This window comes from Yersinia sp. 2540 StPb PI (assembly GCF_052217165.1).
Lineage (GTDB): Bacteria > Pseudomonadota > Gammaproteobacteria > Enterobacterales > Enterobacteriaceae > Yersinia > Yersinia enterocolitica_E.
In genome coordinates, this window is record NZ_JAZGQC010000001.1 from 4,373,328 (window position 1) to 4,387,406 (window position 14,079).

The window sequence follows — 14,079 nt, forward strand, 5'->3', positions numbered from 1 at the left end:
ATAATGATCTATTTCACACTTAAAGGCAGATGCTTCACAGGGAGGTTAACCAGAGAAAAAAATAAAACGACAGCAGCAGCAGCCTGATGTCGTTTTACTGTATATGTTCTGTCTGGTGTAAATTAGCTACGCACTAAATCGTCGCCATAGCCAACCCACTTATAAGTTGTCAATGCATCCAACCCCATCGGGCCACGGGCATGAAGTTTTTGCGTACTTACTGCCACTTCAGCGCCTAAACCAAACTGGCCGCCATCGGTGAAACGGGTGCTGGCATTGACATAAACTGCCGATGAATCCACCGCACGGACAAAATGTTCCGCGCTACTGAGTGAGCGGGTCAGAATAGCATCAGAATGGCTGGTGCCATGCTCGCGAATATGGTCAATAGCAGCATTGATATTAGCCACAATCTCCACATTCAAATCCAGAGATAACCATTCATCGTCATAATCAGCAGCTTCAACAGCCACTACCTTGGCCTTACCTTCGGTCAGATACGGCAGCGCCTGCGGGCTGGCATGCAGTGTCACGCCAAAGGCATGCATTCGGGTACTGAGTACAGGCAGGAAGCGCTCTGCAATGGCTTGATGAACCAGCAAGGTTTCCAATGAGTTACACGCACTTGGCCGCTGAACTTTGGCGTTTTCAATCACTAATAACGCTTTCTCAAAATCAGCACTTTCATCCACAAAGGTATGGCAAACCCCAATCCCACCGGTAATCACCGGAATGGTTGATTGCTCACGGCACAGTTTATGTAAACCAGCCCCCCCCCGTGGAATCAACATATCGACATAGCGATCCATACGCAGTAACTGATTTACCAATTCCCGATCAGGGCTTTCAATCGCCTGCACTGCCGCCGCGGGTAAGCCGCACTGTTCCAGTGCCTGCTGGATAACCTTCACGGTTGCCTGATTAGTGTGATGAGTCTCTTTGCCACCCCGCAAAATCACGGCATTGCCGGTTTTCAAGCAGAGGCTGGCGACATCGATCGTAACGTTAGGACGCGCTTCATAAATGACACCAATCACTCCCAGAGGCACACGGCGGCGTTCCAGCTTTAAGCCACTGTCGAGTAGGCTGCCATCAATAACGCGGCCCACAGGGTCATTCAGGCGGCATACCTGACGCACATCATTAGCAATAGCCGCTAAGCGTGCCGGGGTCAATAACAGCCGATCGAGCAGCGCCTCACTCATGCCCGTGTCACGTGCAGCCTGCATATCTTGCTCGTTGGCATGCAAAATAGCCTGACTTTCAGATTCCAACAGGTTAGCTATTACTGCCAGCACCTGATTTTTCTCTGCCGTGCTCAACATTGCCAACTGCCAGGAAGCCTGTTTGGCGGCTTTCCCCATCTGTTCCAGCATGCTCATGCTCGCTCCTTAGCTGACAATCATATCGTCACGATGAACCGCCACCGGGCCATATTCGTACCCGAGGATTTCACTGATTTGTTGCGAGTGATGCCCCGCTAACATGCGCAGCGCATCGCTGTTATAGCGTGATACACCATGGGCCAAATCCCGCCCGCCAAGATTGCGGATCCGGATCACTTCACCACGGGAGAAATCCCCTTGAACACTGCGAATACCTTTGGGCAGCAGCGAACTGCCGCGCTCCATAATAGCGGCTACAGCCCCATCATCGACCGTAATTTCACCGGCTGGCGGTGCACCAAAAATCCAGCGTTTACGGTTTTCCAACGGGGTTTCCAGTGCATGGAAGCGGGTACCAACCGGCGTGCCATCAATCACATTCGCAATAACACCGGACTGACTGCCCGCGGCAATAATCACGTCAATACCGGCGCGGCAGGCAACATCTGCTGCTTGCAGTTTAGTGGCCATACCACCAGTGCCAAGGCCTGAGACACTATCGCCAGCAACTCCGCGCAAAGCATCATCGATACCATGCACTTCGCGAATAAGCTCAGCTTCAGGATTGTTACGCGGATCAGCCGTGTATAACCCCGCCTGATCGGTCAGTAACAGTAGCTTATCGGCACCGGCAAGAATGGCCGCCAGTGCCGAGAGATTATCGTTATCGCCTACTTTGATTTCAGCGGTGGCGACAGCATCATTCTCATTGATTACCGGCACGATGCGGTTATCCAGCAAGGCATTCATGGTGTCACGGGCATTGAGAAAACGCTCTCTGTCTTCCAAATCAGCACGGGTCAGTAACATCTGACCGATATGGATGCCATAGATGGAAAACAGTTGTTCCCAGAGCTGGATTAGCCGGCTTTGCCCGACTGCGGCTAACAGTTGCTTTGAGGCAATAGTGGCAGGCAATTCTGGATAACCCAAGTGTTCACGCCCGGCCGCAATCGCCCCGGAGGTGACAATAACAATACGATGACCTTTTGCGTGTTGCTGGGCACATTGGCGCACCAGTTCAACAATATGGGCACGGTTAAGACGACGGGAACCGCCGGTCAGAACACTCGTCCCCAATTTCACAACCAATGTCTGGCTGCCACTCATAATTTTTCTGCCATTGGGATGAATAAAAGAAACAATATATACCCAAAGTAATTGGAGTTGCAGTATGGCTGCCAGCGAACTCATCCCGATGAGCTTATTCATGTAAGAACAAATGTGACTCGAGTGAATGAACCTAGCTAACAACCCTGCGGCTCTAAGTACGAAGGGGATGGGTCTTTGTAGCAGGCGGGAGGCATAATGCCAACAGTCAGAATGAGAAATTCCCCCTTTTATTGTGCTAAAGGGGGAATATTCTATTTAATTAGGCATTAACAAACAGACTTCTAAGCGGACAGCTTAATCGGCTGATCGCTAAAATGCTGCGCTGGCTCCAATCTCATTTCAATTGAAGTCAACATCTCAGCAAGGCGTTTATGGAAACCACGCAGCGTGGTCTCCAGTTTCTCTTGTATTTCAGGATCTTTAATCTTTTCCGCTTTCCAACTGCCTTCTTTATTAAACAGGCCGAACTGGTAAACGTAGGTAAAATGGTCTTCTGCCGGTTCCAACTCTATCCACCAGCCCCAAAACTCACGTTTCTCGGGGGCAAGCTTCACATTGACGCAAACAGCTAAACAGTCAAAGAAAAAATGGTCACTCTGGCACTGCCCTTCACGCAGATATGGTCCTAAAGCGGCAAAACGTTTCATAAGCTTACTTTTAGGATGAGCACTGGTCGACGTCATTCTTAAATCTCCTTATATAGACGATCCTTTTTAGCAAACTGTTAAAAATTAGCAACTCATTAACGCATTTTATCTTCTAACCACTCACTGGCTTGCAATAATGCACGGTGGAAATTGTCGTACAGCGGCGTTGATGATATAGGTAATAGCTTGCCATCCGCCGAGGAAGAACAGATTAACTTCGCCTCTTCTTTTGGGCTGAAGGGATCATTTTCCCAGTAGCCCGCCAACATAGGTGTTTGGCAACGCCGCCCCAGCAACCCCTGTGTTTTCAGCGAATAGCGGTTCATTTCTGTTCTAAGCGTTTCATCTGCCGCATCAGCCATTCCCAATCGGCTGGCCATAACATCCATATACATATCAGGCACCTGGCGCTGGCTGTCAGCGTTACACAGAAGATGATGCACAATCGGCCCAAGGCATGCCACAGCACGCACCCGCTGTGGCTCTAAATACCCCAGGCGCACCGCTACGTTGGCACCGAAACGGAAACCGAAAACACTGACTCGCTGATGATCAACCCAAGGGATATCCGGCAATGCCTGCAAGACTTGCTGATGCAGATAACTGGTGTCCTGCGTTAACTTCCAACGCGACGAAGCCCCCACCGATGGCATGTCCACCGTTAACATGGCTATCCCTTTCGGGGCCAGATAGTCACGGAACAGGCGATGATAGTCACTTTGCAATGTATCCAACCCACCGCACATCAATACCGTTGGGAATGGCGCACTGCCAACAGTCGGCATATGCAGGAACCCCGCCAGCGTACCGCCATCTGAAATCGCGAAATTAAGCTCTTTCAGGTTATACGGCAGGTGCTCAGCGGCGGCTTCATAGGCGCGGTTTGATAACACCTCGACTTGCTCGGCCAGCTCATCACCTTTCAGATGTGGGTAACCCGCAATGCTGTATAAATTGGCCGCATTTAACCAGTATTGACCCGCATTCATCGGGTCGGCCTCTTCCATGGCTTTTTGCTGCCACAGCATCCCCTGATGGGCCCACTCATAAATCCAGTTACCATTGCGATAGCCCACCACGGTATCTAGCAGTTCGTTATCGCTGTGTTCTGCCTTTGAACAGGCAATGCGTGACAACACTTCTTCTATTTCAAGAGGATCAACACCGCGCCAGGTCCATATCAAACGGTTGATCATCCGATACCAATGGCTGGTGGTATCACCGTCCAAGGCAGAATGTACCGTCATAGGATGGTTGCAGTGAGCATGCCGCACGAGAGTTGAGGTTTCAGGATGTTTGAACTTTGGTTTAAACAGAATTTCAGAGAGGTTGGCTTGTGCCATGGTAACGATAGCCTCCATAAGCCGTGATTCAGGCCCGATAAGGGCTGGTCAGATGGAGTCAAGTGTACTCATACTGCGGAGAAAATGAAACGCCCGGAGCTGACCAGGCGTTTAAAGCCAACTAAATTACTTACCGCTTAAAGGAGCAACAAAGGTTACAGCCATATCCCACGGCTGCTCAATCCAGGTGCCCTGAGGAATATCAACTACATAATCATCAACTAATGGGCGACCAGCAGGTTTGGCGAAAATAGTAACAAAGTGTGCTTTCGGATACATCTCACGGATAGCTTTCGCAGTACCGCCGGTATCAACCAAATCATCAATCACAATAAAGCCTTCGCCGTCACCTTCAGCACGTTTCAGGACTTTAAGCTCGCCTTGGTTATCATGGTTATAGCTGGCGATGCAAACGGTGTCGACATAACGAATACCCAGCTCACGCGCCAGAATACCCGCTGGCACCAAACCACCACGGCTTACCGCAATAATCCCTTTCCATTGGTCGGCTGGCAGTAAACGCTGTGCCAGCTTGCGGGCGTGAATTTGCAACATATCCCAGGTAACGACGTATTTTTCGCTCATAAAGTGTAATCCCAGCCAGTAAAGGAGTGGCTTGCCATGTATCAGAAGGGGAAAAAAGGTTGCGCGAGATTATAGTGAGCCAGCCGGATAAAAACCAGCAATTATCAGGTTAATTAATCGGGTCTAATGCGGTAATTGTGCGGCGAAACGCGCGTAATGCCGATGAAAGTGATATTCTCAAACCATCTCGCCATTCCGATGGCGGTTTGTCACTACCCTTAAAATCTTTAGTCATCAACCCGATAGCATCTCTGACATCTTCATCCTGAGGTTGCCGATATGAGCATGCTGTTACAGGAGACTTACAGTGTCTGAACTGTCTCAACTTTCGCCTCAGCCGTTGTGGGATATTTTCGCAAAAATCTGCTCAATCCCCCATCCGTCTTACCATGAAGAAGCACTGGCGCAGCACATTATGACGTGGGCCAAAGAAAAAGGTCTGCACGCTGAGCGTGACATGGTCGGTAATATCTTGCTGCGTAAGCCTGCTACCAAAGGGATGGAGAACCGTAAGCCAGTTGCGCTGCAAGCCCATCTGGATATGGTGCCGCAGAAGAATAATGATACGGTACATGACTTTACCAAAGATCCTATCCAACCATATATCGACGGTGAATGGGTTAAAGCCCGTGGCACCACATTGGGTGCGGATAACGGCATTGGTATGGCTTCTGCGCTGGCCGTATTGTCTGATGACAGCGTTGAACATGGCCCACTGGAAGTGTTACTGACCATGACCGAAGAAGCCGGTATGGATGGTGCCTTCGGCCTGCAACCTAATTGGTTGAAAGCCGATATTCTGATTAATACCGATTCTGAACAGGAAGGTGAAATCTATATGGGTTGCGCTGGTGGTATTGATTTTATCACCACTCTGGCCCTGAAGCGCGAAGCCGTTCCTGCTGGGTTCCAAACCCTGAAACTGACCTTAAAAGGCCTTAAAGGTGGTCACTCCGGTGCGGATATCCATTTAGGTTTAGGCAATGCCAACAAGCTGCTGGCCCGCTTCCTGTTTGAACATGCAAAAGATCTGGATCTGCGCGTATTGGATCTTAATGGCGGTACATTGCGTAATGCTATCCCGCGTGAGGGTTCGGTTTTCCTGGCGGTTAGTGCAGATAAAGTCGATCAATTGAAAAGCCTTAGTCAGGCGTATCTGGCAACGTTGAAAAACGAGCTGGCGGCGGTGGAAAAAAATCTGGCACTCCTGCTCGAACCGGTATCCACTGAGACAAAAGCGCTGACTAAAGACACACAACAGCGTTTAGTGGCACTGCTGAATGCCACACCAAACGGTGTAATTCGCATGAGCGATGCCGTTAAAGGCGTGGTTGAGACCTCACTGAATGTCGGTGTGGTTACCATGAATGAGAACGAAGCAGAAATCATCTGTCTGGTTCGCTCCCTGATCGACAGCGGCAAAGATTACGTGGTGAGCATGCTGACGGCAATTGGTCAGTTGGCTGGTGCACAAACGCTACCGAAAGGCGGTTACCCTGGCTGGCAGCCGGACCCAACCTCTCCTGTCATGGCATTGGTGCGGGAAACCTACCAACAACTGTTCAACAAAACGCCGAACATTATGGTTATCCACGCAGGTCTGGAGTGTGGTTTATTCAAAAAACCTTACCCGGATATGGATATGGTGTCGATTGGGCCAACCATGACCGGCCCACATTCACCGGATGAACAAGTTCATATCGAAAGCGTTGGTCAATATTGGCAGTTACTGACCGCCCTGCTAAAAGCCATTCCAGAACGGGCATAAACAAATCTGATTGATCTTTATATGATAACGGCGGTGCTTCGACCCGCCGTTTTTTATTGCATATACTATTCCCAACTAAGCAATAATTGCCGCTCAAGTTGTGGATCCAGTAAAGTGACATGTAGCCCTACCAAGCGAACTCCCCGCCCGGCTCGCCGTTCATTCCATGCAGTGCGCGCCACTTGTAGCAGATCAGTCTTATTCAGTTCCGGCCAGACATGCTCCTGCGTAGTTTGTTGAAAATCATGAAATTTCAATTTAATACCCTGACGCGCAATATGCAGATCCGGCCTCACTTTGCGTAATCGAGTTTCCAGCTCAATATAAAGCTGTTCAATCAATGCCTCACAACTTTCCCAGTCATGAATATCTTCCGCCAGCGTTCTTTCAACACCGACCGATTTACGCAATCTGTCTGGGGATATTTCACGCTCATCAATACCGTGGCTACGCTCCCACAACACATGACCGAATTTGCCAAAACGCTTTAATAGCTCAGCCTGCGGATAATTTTGTACCTCGCCGCAAGTAACCAACCCGAGTTCTTGTAAACGTTTAGCGGTCACTTTCCCCACGCCAGGGATCTTACTCAGCGGCAAATCATGCAGGAAAGGCTGAATCTGATTAGGTGTGATGACATATTGACCATTTGGTTTGTTCAGATCTGACGCAATTTTGGCCAGAAACTTTATCGGGGCAATACCGGCGGAAGCGGTCAGGCTCAGTTCATCAGAAATGGCTTGACGGATTTCCTGAGCAATTAAAGTGGCAGAACCACTGCATGCGGAGCAATCAGAAACATCCAGATAGGCCTCATCCAGCGAGAGCGGCTCAATCAGCGGGGTATAGCGAGCGAAAATTTCACGGATATGCAGCGACGCCTCTTTATAAGCCGCCATTCTGCCAGGAATAACTTTAAGCTGTGGGCAGAGTTTAAGTGCCATCGCCGTTGGCATAGCACTACGAACACCATAACGTCTGGCAGGGTAATTGGCCGTACTGATCACTCCACGCCGATCGCGGCTACCGCCAATCGCGATGGGAATATCACGCAAACTGGGATCGTCGCGCATTTCCACTGCCGCGAAGAAACAATCCATATCGACATGAATAATCTTACGCATGTTATCTTTCTCCAACCAAACCACTGTATAAGTATACAGTTAAATCGGAAAAATTCAAGATTATCCTAATCCTCAACCCGCCTCAGATTGCTTATCGCAGGCTAGCCTGCTATCTGTTTACTCAGCCCTCTCATATATATCAGCAAGTCCCGCCGATAAAGCTGGCTAGACCGCCTAAATCCACATTACCTCTCGAAAGAATCACACCACCCGTTTGCCGCGCAGATCTAACTGATCACCAAACGCAACGGCTGCCTTCAGGCAACCGCTGGGTTCAACCACAATCTTCATTTAGTGGTCGCTAAAAATAGAACTCTTCAATGACTTATCTTGCTGATGCCGTTCTAACGCCAGTTCAATCAGTGTTGTGATCAACTCTGTAGAGCCGACACCCGTGGCGCGCCAGAGTTTGGGGTACATACTGATATTAGTGAAACCAGGTAGTGTATTGATTTCATTTATAATAACGGTATTTTCTGGTGTTAAAAAGACATCTACCCGTGCCAGACCACGGCATTCAAGCGTACGAAACGCGGCTAATGCTACTGCGCGAATATTGTCGCTGGCTGCACTGTCTATCACTGCAGGGATAACCACCTGAGCACCGGTTTCATTAATATACTTGGTATCGTAGGAGTAAAATTCATCACTGACGATCACTTCACCACACAGGCTAGCTCGAGGGTTATCATTACCCAGTACCGCACATTCAATCTCGCGCCCAACAATAGCTGATTCAACTAATACCTTATGGTCAAAATCAAACGCGAGCGTAACAGCCTGCTGGTATTCAGCCGCATTGCGTACTTTACTCACCCCAACCGAGGAGCCTTGATTTGCCGGTTTGATAAATAAAGGTAAGCCAAGTTTTGCCGTTATCTGCTCAAAACTGTAATTATCTTTATTTGTCCGTGTCAGCGTAATAAAGGGGGCAATATTCAACCCGGCATCACGCAGTAACCGCTTGGTGAGATCTTTATCCATGCTGACCGCAGATCCCAGCACGCTGGATCCAACGAAGGGGATATTGGCCATGCGCAGCAAGCCTTGCAAAGAACCATCTTCGCCTAATGTACCGTGTACTATCGGGAAAATAACATCCAGTTGCGCCAATGCTGTGGCATTATCCGCCGCAATCAGTTGCTGGCGCTCTTGACCGGGAATCAACGCTACATTTCTGTTTGAGTGATTCAGGGAAATCAGCGCTGGATTCTCTGCATTTAACAAATAGCTGGATGCATCGTTAACATGCCATTTCCCCTGTTTATCAATACCCAGTAGCGTGACATCAAACTTTTCCTTATCAATCGCCTCTACGATGTTTTTGGCCGACTGCAACGACACTTCATGCTCAGCCGATTTACCACCAAAAATCACACCAACCCGCAATTTCGACACACAGTATTCCTTCTTAAAATCTGGCACTTAAAGGTGCAACAACCCAGTGAAATCTCACCTCACACTAATACAATCTTTGTCTGCTTAACTAATGGTTTTTAAGATTTATACAGAATTTTCTCACTCCGCGACAGGTAATAAACATCATCAATATCAGTATGTAATTCTATCATTGATGAATACTCCCCTATTTATTCATATCAAGATAACCACCGCGAGAAGTCATAATTATCCTAATCAAAACACCAACTAATTACGTATATAACAGAATTGAATACTGTTATTGGTTTTTTTTAGCATTTTGTCATTTATTTTTAATAAAAAACCTTTAAATTCGATAAAGTCGAAAAATGTTAGTTATATGATTAACCTTCAACTCATAAAATTCATTATTAGATAATGAATGGAAACTATATATTATGCGAAATTATATAATGGCTACCCTACTCCTTTCCGCTACCTTTGTTGTTAACGCCCAATCTGTTACCCTTGCAGCGCCACAAATTATTGCCCACCGCGCAGGAACGGCTGATGCGCCAGAAAATACCTTACCGGCTATCGATAAAGCACTGTCTAATGGTGCTGACGCCATATGGATTACATTACAACTATCGAAAGATAATATTCCGGTATTGTATCGCCCTATAGACCTCAAAGAGTTGACAGATAAGTCCGGTGCCATCTCAGGTTATACTGCACAACAACTGGCTAAAGTGGATGCGAGCGTTGCCTATGATAAGAAACATCATATTCAACCTAAGGCTGGCTCACACACAGGTATTCCCACACTTGATGAAGTGCTGAAGAAGTATCCTGACACGACATTCTATCTGGACATTAAATCGCCCGATGCCAACCCAATAACCTTTGCCAAAGCCCTAAAAGAGACGCTTACCGCAACCAGCAAGGGAGAAAAAGATCGCTTCGCACGTACCCGGGTTTACTCTACGGATGATAACTATCTGGAGGCACTGGATACAGTCAATGCAGACAGCGATGCCTCGCATAAAATCAAGCGATTTGAAAGCCGCAACTTTACCCGTACTCAATTAGCTAATATTATGATGGATCATAAATGTGAATTGCCAGCAGATAATAAAGAGCGTTGGTATGGTTTAGAGCTACATCGCAAAGTACAAGTGGTAGAAAAATACACGTTGGGCGAAGGCCGTTCTGACGCAGTATTAAGCTGGGATAAAGAGGCGATGGATTGTTTTAGAAGGAATACCAACGCACATATTATTTTCTTCGGCATCAATACTCCCGAAGATTATAAAAAAGCGAGAGAATTACAGGCAAATGGAGTTATGGTTGATTCTCCTGCACTTTTTAAAAGTATAGTGAGCAAGTAAGAATAAATAAGTAAAAAACAACCACAATGGTATAGACGTAAATCAGAAAATGAAAAAACAGCATTATCGCCGTAGACTAATCAGCCACGAATAGCACTAAAGCGTAAATACCCCCCCTGGTCAACACTGAGTTGGCTGGGGGGTTATATCTAAATTTACTTGTCGTGCATATAACCACGTTTTATACAGAATGCTCGGCATTAAAGCATCGTAATCTATAACACATCTTATAGGATACGGTATTGATCCAATTTTTTCTGGCGAGCGGCTTCCTTAGCCAAGCGCTTCTTACGAGAATCACAAGGCTCAGGGCAATCACATACTTTCTCCATCCCCAAACCCGCTATTCCTCCGCAACTGCCCTGTAAGGTTTTACGTTTTACGATATAACCTAACGACATCCCGCCGATGGCCAATAGAAAGAAAACAAAGGATGCGATAAAAACAGTCAACATATCCTCTCCTATCAAGGCCGTTTTTGCAGATAAGGTTTGAACGCATCAGAATAGCGTTCCTCAAAACCTTCATCGGTTTTTACTATCATAAACACCGGAATACCCAGTAAATTAGCGAGTGCCATCCCTCTTTCTGGCCCAAGGACATCTAACCCAGTCGACAGTCCATCTGCGGTCATACAGCTTGGGTCCAAAACAGTAATTGAGACTAATCGATGGTTAATTGGTCGGCCGGTATCCGGGTCAATCGTATGTGAGTAACGCACACCATTCTGTTCAAAGTAATTACGATAATCCCCTGAGGTTGCTATTGCCATACGTCCAGGTTCGATAACCTCTTGAGCACTTTGCGCAGAACCTGCGACAGGTTTTTCTATCGCAATGCGCCAAGGTTTATTTTCCCCATTATTGCCACGAGTCCGTACTTCCCCTCCGATATCAACCATATAGTTGGTGATATTTTGCGTTTCCAGATATTCGGCCACAACATCGACCCCATATCCCTTGGCAATAGAGGATAGATCAACATACAACTCAGGGATCCGTTTGACCAAGGCACCATTTTCTACGGCCAGATTATTAATACCGACCCATGCCTGACGTTTGGCAATTTCAGCCTCAGTAGGAACAACATCTGGCCGCCCTTCAGGACCAAAGCCCCATAAGTTAACCAAAGGTCCAACGGTGACATCCAGCGCACCATCGGTCAGGCGATTAATGCGAATAGCCTCACGCACGACTTTAGCCGTCGCCGCTGAAACCGCGAAAGGTGTATTCACTGCGCGACTTTGATTAAAGCGACTCAATTCAGAGTCGGGCCGATATGTCGACATCTGGTCATTAACCTGTTCCAACTCGCGGTCTATTTCCTGCTGTAACTTCTCTGGGCTGGGTGTGGATGAGTCACTCATATACTTAATTGAATATGAAGTTCCCATGGTTTTACCTTCGAGATTAACTTGCTCAGGACCACATCCTGTGAGCAGCAAAATCCCCACCACTGCCATGAACCAATGTGTTATCTGTTTCTGCACAATATCCCCAATTGCAGTAAAAAGCCGTGTAATGGCAAATCAGCCACCAAAATCATCAAGCATAATATTGTCGTCTTCCACACCGAGATCCTTCAGCATCTTGATAACTGCCGCATTCATCATCGGAGGGCCACACATATAGAATTCACAATCTTCCGGTGCCGGATGATTTTTAAGGTAATTTTCTAACAACACGTTATGAATGAAGCCGGTATATCCCGTCCAATTATCTTCCGGTTGTGGGTCTGATAATGCAACGTGCCAACGGAAATTATCATTCTCAGCCTGTAACTGGTCAAAATCTTCTTCATAGAACATTTCACGCCGTGAACGCGCACCATACCAAAAACTGATTTTACGCTTCGAATGTAGCCGCTTAAGCTGATCAAAAATATGCGAGCGCATCGGTGCCATACCCGCCCCACCGCCAATAAAGACCATCTCGGCATCGGTATCTTTGGCAAAAAACTCACCAAATGGACCAGAGATAATCACCTTATCACCGGGTTTTAGTGACCAGATATAAGAGGACATAATGCCCGGCGGCGCATCAGGAACTGACGGTGGTGGCGTGGCAATACGCACGTTAAGCATGATAATGCCACGCTCTTGTGGGTAGTTTGCCATCGAGTAGGCACGCACCGTTGGTTCAACGACCACTGACTCGAACCGGAACAGATTGAATTTATCCCAATCACCGCGATATTCATCAGGCACATCGAAGTCCGCATATTTAACGGTATGCGGTTCAGCTTCTATTTGGATAAAACCACCAGCACGGAATGGCACCACTTCACCATCTGGAATCTTCAGTTTCAGTTCTTTGATAAATGTGGCTTTATTATCATTAGAGATAACTTCACACTCCCACTTTTTCACCCCAAAGATTTCTTCTGGCAATTCAATTTTCAGATTTTGCTTAACGCTAACCTGGCAAGCTAACCGGCAGCCTTCTTTCGCTTCACGCTTTGAGATATGTGAAAGTTCCGTCGGCAGGATATCCCCGCCACCTTCTTTAATCGTCACGCGGCACTGCCCGCAGGAACCGCCACCACCACAAGCTGAAGAAACGAAAATACCTTGGCTGGAAAGCATGTTGAGCAGCTTATCCCCTGCCGGAGCGGTAAAACTTTTGTCCGCATCATCATTAACATCAACGGTAATATCACCGGTATTCACCAATTTTGATTTGGCAAATAGAATCATCACCGTCAATGCCAGTACGATGAGGGTGAACATCACTACGCCCAGAATTATTTCCATGAATTATTCCTGCCTTTATAAATTCACACCGGAGAAAGACATAAACCCTAAGGCCATCAATCCGGTTGTGATAAAGGTGATCCCTAACCCCTGTAAGCCCGCAGGCACATTGGCATATTTCATTTTTTCGCGAATACCTGCGAGCGCTACAATCGCCAGCATCCAACCGATACCCGAGCCAAAGCCGTAAACGATGGACTCAGGGAAGTTGTAATCTCGTTGCGCCATAAAGGAGACGCCGCCGAAGATGGCGCAGTTGACGGTGATCAGTGGCAGGAAAATACCCAATGCGTTATAAAGTGCCGGGAAATAGCGATCGAGAATCATCTCCAACACCTGCACTATGGCAGCGATAACACCAATAAAGGTGATGAAGTTGAGGAAACTAAGATCAACCCCTTCAACCAATGCGCCATCACGCAGCACCAGGTTATAAACCAGATTATTCGCAGGTACTGAGATACCCAATACCACCGTTACCGCGATACCAAGGCCAAAGGCGGTCGACACTTTCTTGGAAACAGCGAGGAAAGTACACATCCCCAAAAAGAATGCTAACGCCATATTCTCCACAAACACCGCGCGGACAAACAGACTGATGTAATGTTCCAT

Annotated in this window: 13 protein-coding genes; 2 read left to right on the top strand and 11 right to left on the bottom strand. The window is 47.5% G+C overall.

Going from position 1 to position 14,079, the window contains the following annotated elements; translation table 11 throughout:
- Positions 1-122: 122 nt before the first annotated feature.
- The 5 genes from proA to gpt form a co-directional block, all read right to left on the bottom strand.
- Entirely contained in the window at positions 123-1,376 is a 1,254-nt protein-coding gene (gene proA, locus V1956_RS20545; RefSeq protein WP_372559837.1) for a glutamate-5-semialdehyde dehydrogenase, read from the bottom strand.
- Positions 1,377-1,391: 15 nt separating this feature from the next.
- Positions 1,392-2,495: a glutamate 5-kinase gene (gene proB, locus V1956_RS20550; RefSeq protein ID WP_083163836.1), complete on the bottom strand. Its 1,104-nt coding sequence runs from the start codon at positions 2,493-2,495 to the stop codon at positions 1,392-1,394.
- Positions 2,496-2,779: 284 nt separating this feature from the next.
- Complete coding sequence (crl, locus tag V1956_RS20555) at positions 2,780-3,181, bottom strand: sigma factor-binding protein Crl (protein ID WP_372558159.1); 402 nt, start codon at positions 3,179-3,181, stop codon at positions 2,780-2,782.
- 59 nt (positions 3,182-3,240) lie between these two features.
- Complete coding sequence (frsA, locus tag V1956_RS20560; protein WP_372558158.1) at positions 3,241-4,488, bottom strand: esterase FrsA; 1,248 nt, start codon at positions 4,486-4,488, stop codon at positions 3,241-3,243.
- A 126-nt stretch (positions 4,489-4,614) separates the two neighbouring features.
- Positions 4,615-5,073 (bottom strand): xanthine phosphoribosyltransferase, encoded by a 459-nt coding sequence (gene gpt / locus V1956_RS20565; protein WP_083160123.1) that lies wholly within the window; start codon positions 5,071-5,073, stop codon positions 4,615-4,617.
- Between the two features lie 307 nt (positions 5,074-5,380).
- Between gpt and pepD the strand changes: the two genes are divergently transcribed.
- Positions 5,381-6,841 (top strand): beta-Ala-His dipeptidase, encoded by a 1,461-nt coding sequence (gene pepD / locus V1956_RS20570; protein WP_442825606.1) that lies wholly within the window; start codon positions 5,381-5,383, stop codon positions 6,839-6,841.
- A gap of 65 nt (positions 6,842-6,906) precedes the next feature.
- Here the strand turns inward: pepD and dinB are convergent, their stop codons facing one another.
- Together dinB and ddlA are read right to left on the bottom strand one after the other, a co-directional pair.
- Entirely contained in the window at positions 6,907-7,965 is a 1,059-nt protein-coding gene (gene dinB / locus V1956_RS20575; RefSeq protein ID WP_083160127.1) for a DNA polymerase IV, read from the bottom strand.
- A 291-nt stretch (positions 7,966-8,256) separates the two neighbouring features.
- A complete protein-coding gene (gene ddlA / locus V1956_RS20580; protein ID WP_372558156.1) occupies positions 8,257-9,363 on the bottom strand; it encodes a D-alanine--D-alanine ligase in 1,107 nt (368 codons plus the stop codon).
- 419 nt (positions 9,364-9,782) lie between these two features.
- On the opposite strand from ddlA, the gene V1956_RS20585 reads away from it, so the two are divergent.
- Positions 9,783-10,715 (top strand): glycerophosphodiester phosphodiesterase family protein, encoded by a 933-nt coding sequence (locus V1956_RS20585; protein WP_372558155.1) that lies wholly within the window; start codon positions 9,783-9,785, stop codon positions 10,713-10,715.
- A gap of 227 nt (positions 10,716-10,942) precedes the next feature.
- On the opposite strand, the gene nqrM is transcribed toward V1956_RS20585, so the two are convergent.
- The 4 genes from nqrM to nqrE are packed head-to-tail and all read right to left on the bottom strand — an operon-like array spanning position 10,943 to position 14,079.
- Positions 10,943-11,170 (bottom strand): (Na+)-NQR maturation NqrM, encoded by a 228-nt coding sequence (nqrM, locus tag V1956_RS20590; protein ID WP_372558154.1) that lies wholly within the window; start codon positions 11,168-11,170, stop codon positions 10,943-10,945.
- Positions 11,171-11,181: 11 nt separating this feature from the next.
- Positions 11,182-12,204, bottom strand: coding sequence for an FAD:protein FMN transferase (locus tag V1956_RS20595; RefSeq protein WP_372559836.1), 1,023 nt, complete (start codon positions 12,202-12,204; stop codon positions 11,182-11,184).
- Positions 12,205-12,243: 39 nt separating this feature from the next.
- Positions 12,244-13,467, bottom strand: a complete 1,224-nt coding sequence (nqrF, locus tag V1956_RS20600) for an NADH:ubiquinone reductase (Na(+)-transporting) subunit F (RefSeq protein WP_372558153.1) — start codon at positions 13,465-13,467, stop codon at positions 12,244-12,246.
- Between the two features lie 15 nt (positions 13,468-13,482).
- On the bottom strand, positions 13,483-14,079 hold the full coding sequence (nqrE, locus tag V1956_RS20605) for an NADH:ubiquinone reductase (Na(+)-transporting) subunit E (protein ID WP_004392325.1): 597 nt from the start codon (positions 14,077-14,079) through the stop codon (positions 13,483-13,485).

What these genes read in the sequence shown, in the direction of transcription:
- proA (WP_372559837.1), bottom strand. Translation starts at nt 1,376, where the DNA reads ATGCTGGAACAGATGGGGAAAGCCGCCAAACAGGCTTCCTGGCAGTTG.
- crl (WP_372558159.1), bottom strand. Translation starts at nt 3,181, where the DNA reads ATGACGTCGACCAGTGCTCATCCTAAAAGTAAGCTTATGAAACGTTTT.
- nqrM (WP_372558154.1), bottom strand. Translation starts at nt 11,170, where the DNA reads ATGTTGACTGTTTTTATCGCATCCTTTGTTTTCTTTCTATTGGCCATC.
- gpt (WP_083160123.1), bottom strand. Translation starts at nt 5,073, where the DNA reads ATGAGCGAAAAATACGTCGTTACCTGGGATATGTTGCAAATTCACGCC.
- nqrE (WP_004392325.1), bottom strand. Translation starts at nt 14,079, where the DNA reads ATGGAACATTACATCAGTCTGTTTGTCCGCGCGGTGTTTGTGGAGAAT.
- nqrF (WP_372558153.1), bottom strand. Translation starts at nt 13,467, where the DNA reads ATGGAAATAATTCTGGGCGTAGTGATGTTCACCCTCATCGTACTGGCA.
- dinB (WP_083160127.1), bottom strand. Translation starts at nt 7,965, where the DNA reads ATGCGTAAGATTATTCATGTCGATATGGATTGTTTCTTCGCGGCAGTG.
- V1956_RS20585 (WP_372558155.1), top strand. Translation starts at nt 9,783, where the DNA reads ATGCGAAATTATATAATGGCTACCCTACTCCTTTCCGCTACCTTTGTT.
- proB (WP_083163836.1), bottom strand. Translation starts at nt 2,495, where the DNA reads ATGAGTGGCAGCCAGACATTGGTTGTGAAATTGGGGACGAGTGTTCTG.
- frsA (WP_372558158.1), bottom strand. Translation starts at nt 4,488, where the DNA reads ATGGCACAAGCCAACCTCTCTGAAATTCTGTTTAAACCAAAGTTCAAA.